The sequence below is a fragment of the Sphingopyxis sp. genome (genome assembly GCF_035250425.1).
Lineage (GTDB): Bacteria > Pseudomonadota > Alphaproteobacteria > Sphingomonadales > Sphingomonadaceae > Sphingopyxis.
Map to the genome: position 1 here is coordinate 1 of NZ_DATFFD010000285.1, position 4,668 is coordinate 4,668.

Here is a 4,668-nt window from a genome sequence, read left to right on the forward strand (position 1 = left end):
CTCGGCGTGCTGCAGGTCGAAAAGAAGATCCGCGGCCGCGTGAAGCGCCAGATGGAAAAGAGCCAGCGCGAATATTATCTCAACGAACAGTTGAAGGCGATCCAGCGCGAGCTCGGCAACGACAATGGCGAGGGCGGCGACGACCTGGCCGAGCTGCAGCTCAAGATCGACAGCCTCAAAATGTCGAAGGAAGCCAAGGCCAAGGCGCAGGCTGAAATGAAAAAGCTGCGTGCGATGGCGCCGATGTCGGCCGAGGCGACCGTCGTCCGCAACTATCTCGACACGCTGATCGGCCTGCCGTGGGGCAAGAAGTCGAAGCTCAAGAAAGACATCGCGAAGGCGCAGGAGGTTCTCGACGACGATCATTATGCGCTCGAAAAGGTCAAGGACCGGATCGTCGAATATCTCGCGGTCCAGGCGCGCACCAACAAGCTGAAGGGGCCGATCCTGTGCCTCGTCGGCCCTCCGGGCGTCGGCAAGACCAGCCTCGGCAAGTCGATCGCCAAGGCGACCGGGCGCGAGTTCATTCGCCAGTCGCTGGGCGGCGTGCGCGATGAGGCCGAAATCCGCGGCCACCGCCGCACCTATATCGGCTCGCTGCCGGGCAAGATCGTGACGAACCTCAAAAAGGCCGGCACGATGAACCCGCTGTTCCTGCTCGACGAGATCGACAAGCTCGGTCAGGATTTCCGCGGCGATCCGGCCTCGGCGCTGCTCGAGGTGCTCGACCCCGAACAGAATGGCAAATTCCAGGATCATTATCTGGAAGTCGACGTCGACCTCAGCGACATCATGTTCGTCACCACCGCGAACTCGCTCAACCTGCCGCAGGCGCTGCTCGACCGCATGGAGATCATCCGGCTCGAGGGATACACCGAGGACGAGAAGGTCGAGATCGCCAAGCTGCACCTGATCGCGAAACAGGTCGAGGCGCACGGCCTGAAGGCCGGCGAATTCGAGCTGACCGAAGAGGGGCTGCGCGACCTGATCCGCTATTACACCCGCGAAGCCGGCGTGCGTACGCTTGAGCGCGAGATTGCGCGTCTGGCGCGCAAGGCACTGCGCCGCATTCTCGAAGGCAAGGCCGAAAGCGTCACTGTGACGCCCGACAACCTTTCCGAATTCGCGGGCGTGCGCAAATTCCGCCACGGCATGGGCGATCTGGAGGATCAGGTCGGCGCCGTCACGGGGCTGGCATGGACCGAGGTTGGCGGCGAATTGCTGACGATCGAAGCCGTCACCGCATCGGGCAAGGGGCAGGTGCGCACCACGGGCAAGCTCGGCGAAGTGATGACCGAATCGGTGCAGGCGGCGCTGTCGTTCGTGAAAGCGCGCGCCCCGGCTTATGGCATCAAGCCGAGCCTGTTCGCGCGCAAGGACATCCATATCCACTTGCCCGAAGGCGCGGTGCCGAAGGACGGCCCGTCGGCCGGTGTCGGCATGGTGACCGCGATGATTTCGACGCTGACCGGGATCGCGGTGCGCCGCGATGTCGCGATGACCGGCGAAGTCACGCTGCGCGGCCGCGTGCTGGCGATCGGGGGCTTGAAGGAAAAGCTGCTCGCGGCGCTGCGCGGCGGCATCAAGACCGTGCTGATCCCCGAAGAAAATGAGAAAGACCTCGTTGAAATTCCGGCGAATATCACGAGCGGACTGAAGATCATCCCAGTCAGCCACGTCGATCAGGTGCTGGCCGAAGCGCTGGTGTCGCCCGTCGTGCCGATCGAATGGACCGAGGCCGACGAGCTTGCCGCGTCGCCGCCGGTTCCCCCGGGTAGCGACCCCGAAACGGCGATTCGGCACTGAGTCGCCGCCACTGGATGGCAATTCGCCCCAAATTCGTCGCAGAATCGACGTTTTGGGGCGTTTTGCGCCCTTTTTTGCTTTGACAAGCCGGGTCGAAACATCGTTAGTGACGCGCCATGGCTTCGGGCCATGAGAATCACTTAACCAACCATAATGCAGGGGTTCCTTAGGCATGAACAAACAAGACCTGATCGCCGCCGTCGCTGACTCGAGCGGCCTGACCAAGGGTGACGCGAGCAAAGCGGTTGAAGCCGTGTTCGACGCGATCACGGGTTCGCTGAAGAAGGGCGGCGAAGTTCGTCTCGTCGGCTTCGGCACCTTTGCAGTCAGCAAGCGCAAGGCATCGACCGGTCGCAACCCGCGCACCGGCGAAACGATGACCATCGCGGCGTCGAACCAGCCGAAATTCAAGGCCGGCAAGGCTCTTAAGGACGCCGTCAACTAAGCCCGACGGCACCTTCTGGTGAATGCATCTCGGGCCGTGGCGCAAGCTGCGGCCCGATTTGTATCTGCCGGGTGAGATCCAGATGGTTTGTGCGTGAAGATTGAGCAAAAGCCCGTTGCAATCACCGGCGCAGCGGCTATGGACGTCCAGCTTTCGGACGCCGGGCCATTGGTCCGCCCCGATCGGGCGCGTAGCTCAGCGGTAGAGCACACCCTTCACACGGGTGGGGTCACAGGTTCAATCCCTGTCGCGCCCACCATGGCTTCTCGGCCATGGCGGAAACCGAAACCGAAACCGGAGCTGACCCGGCCATTCATCGCCTATTCAATGCTTTCGCGTTAGAGAAACGGCCATGACCCGCACTTTGACCCTTTCCCTCATTTCCGCGCTGTTGCTCTCGGCAGGCGCGCCCGCGGCTGCACGCGGCAACCGCGACCAGGACAATCTGCGCGAAGCGGCGGCGCAGGGACAGGTGATCCCCCTCAATCGGCTGGTCGCCGACGTCCGTTCGCGCCCGCCCTATAACGACATGACCTATCTCGGCGGCCCGCAGTTCGACGCAGGCCGGATGATCTATGCCCTGAAATTCATGGACGGCAGCCAGGTCGTCGTCGTCTATGTCGATGCCCGCACCGGCCGGATCGTGGGACGCAAACCCTGACATTTCACTAGTCCGGATGTTTCAGCGCAACGAGATTTTGCGATGATCGTTCGGACTTGATACACAGTCTAAACATGCGGCCGGGCTGCCCGGTGCGCAAAGGAAAGGCGCCTGAATGCGGATCTTGATTGTCGAAGACGAACCCACGCTGGGCCCGCAGCTGAAGGCGACGCTGGAGGGCGCGGGCTATGCCGTCGACCTTGCGACCGATGGCGAGGATGGCCACTTCCTCGGCTCGACCGAAAATTACGACGCGGCGATCCTCGACCTCGGCCTGCCCGAAATCGACGGGCTCACCGTGCTCGACCGCTGGCGCCGCGAAAAGCGCAATTTTCCGGTGCTTGTCCTGACCGCGCGCGATAGCTGGTCGGACAAGGTCGCGGGGCTCGACGCGGGCGCCGACGATTATCTCGCCAAACCGTTCCAGACCGAAGAGCTGATCGCGCGGCTGCGCGCGCTGATCCGCCGTGCGGCGGGCAATGCGTCGAGCGAGCTGACGGCGGGTCCGGTGCGCCTCGACACGCGTTCGGGCCGCGTCACGCTGGCCGGCGAGCCGGTGAAGCTGACCGCGCAGGAATATAAACTTCTGTCGTACCTGCTCCATCACAAGGGCAAGGTCGTGTCGCGCACCGAGCTGATCGAGCATATCTATGATCAGGATTTCGACCGCGATTCGAACACGATCGAGGTGTTCGTGACGCGCATCCGCAAGAAATTGGGCGCCGATATCATCACCACGATCCGCGGCCTCGGTTATCAGCTCGACGATCCGCAGTAAGCCGTGAGGGAAGTCGACGTCGCCCCGGCAGCCGTAGAGGACCCGGACGCGGCGGAAAAACCTGCGGCGCTGACCAGCCGGATTACCGGCTCGCTCGCGCGGCGCATGATCGCGATCGCGGCGCTGTGGATTTCGGTGCTGCTGATCGGCGGCGGCTTTGCGCTCGATCGCGTGCTGACCGGGGCGATCACCCGCAACTTCGATTCGAGCCTCGAATATGTGCTGATCGCGATGATCCGCTCGTCGGAGATCGGCCCCGATGGCGAAGTGCGGCTGGTCGAACCGCTCGGCGACCAGCGCTTCCTCGAGCCCTATAGCGGGCTCTATTGGCAGATCAGCGGCGGCAACCAGGAGCCCTATCGCTCGCGCTCGCTGTGGGAACGTACGCTGAAAGCGCCCGTCCCGCATATCGATAACCAGATCCACACCTATGACAGCACCCAGTTCCCCGACGAGGAACTGCGTATCCTCGAGCGCAACGTCCTCCTGCCGGGCAGCAAGACCAATTGGCGGTATCAGATCGCGCAATCACGCGAAGCGCTCGATGCACAGGTCGGCGCGGTGCGGCAAACGCTGATCCCCAGCCTCGCCTTGCTCGGGCTTGGCCTCATCATCCTCGCGGCGCTCCAGACCTTCTACGGCCTGTGGCCGCTCCGCCACATCCGCCGCGCGATCGCCGCGATGCGCGGCGGGCAGAACCGCCGCGTCGATGCGCCCCTGCCGCTCGAGGTGCAGCCGATGGTCGACGAACTCAATGCGCTGCTCGCGCATAACGAAAAACAGGCCGAGGAAGCGCGGCTGCACGCGGGCAACCTGGCGCATGCACTGAAGACGCCGCTCACCGTGCTCGTCAACAGCGCGACGAGTTCGGATACGGAGCTCGCCGAGACGGTGCGGCGCGAAGCCGCGACGATGCAGCGACAGGTCGACCACCACCTCGCGCGCGCGCGCGCGGTCGGGCGGCGCGGTGCGGCGCAG

General features: G+C 63.8%; 4 protein-coding genes, 1 tRNA gene and 1 pseudogene. All 6 read left to right on the forward strand.

What is annotated here, in order from left to right; translation table 11 throughout:
- On the forward strand, window positions 1–1,806 hold a 1,806-nt coding region (gene lon / locus VJ811_RS17250), incomplete at its 5' end, for an endopeptidase La (protein ID WP_324074653.1).
- Window positions 1,807–1,978: 172 nt separating this feature from the next.
- Complete coding sequence (locus tag VJ811_RS17255) at window positions 1,979–2,251, forward strand: HU family DNA-binding protein (RefSeq protein WP_037510426.1); 273 nt, start codon at window positions 1,979–1,981, stop codon at window positions 2,249–2,251.
- Window positions 2,252–2,435: 184 nt separating this feature from the next.
- A tRNA-Val gene (locus VJ811_RS17260) sits at window positions 2,436–2,510 on the forward strand.
- Between the two features lie 93 nt (window positions 2,511–2,603).
- Window positions 2,604–2,912: a hypothetical protein gene (locus VJ811_RS17265; protein WP_324074659.1), complete on the forward strand. Its 309-nt coding sequence runs from the start codon at window positions 2,604–2,606 to the stop codon at window positions 2,910–2,912.
- Window positions 2,913–3,027: 115 nt separating this feature from the next.
- Entirely contained in the window at window positions 3,028–3,690 is a 663-nt protein-coding gene (locus VJ811_RS17270; RefSeq protein WP_037510428.1) for a response regulator transcription factor, read from the forward strand.
- 105 nt (window positions 3,691–3,795) lie between these two features.
- Window positions 3,796–4,668, forward strand: a pseudogene (locus VJ811_RS17275) (histidine kinase); the annotation flags it as partial.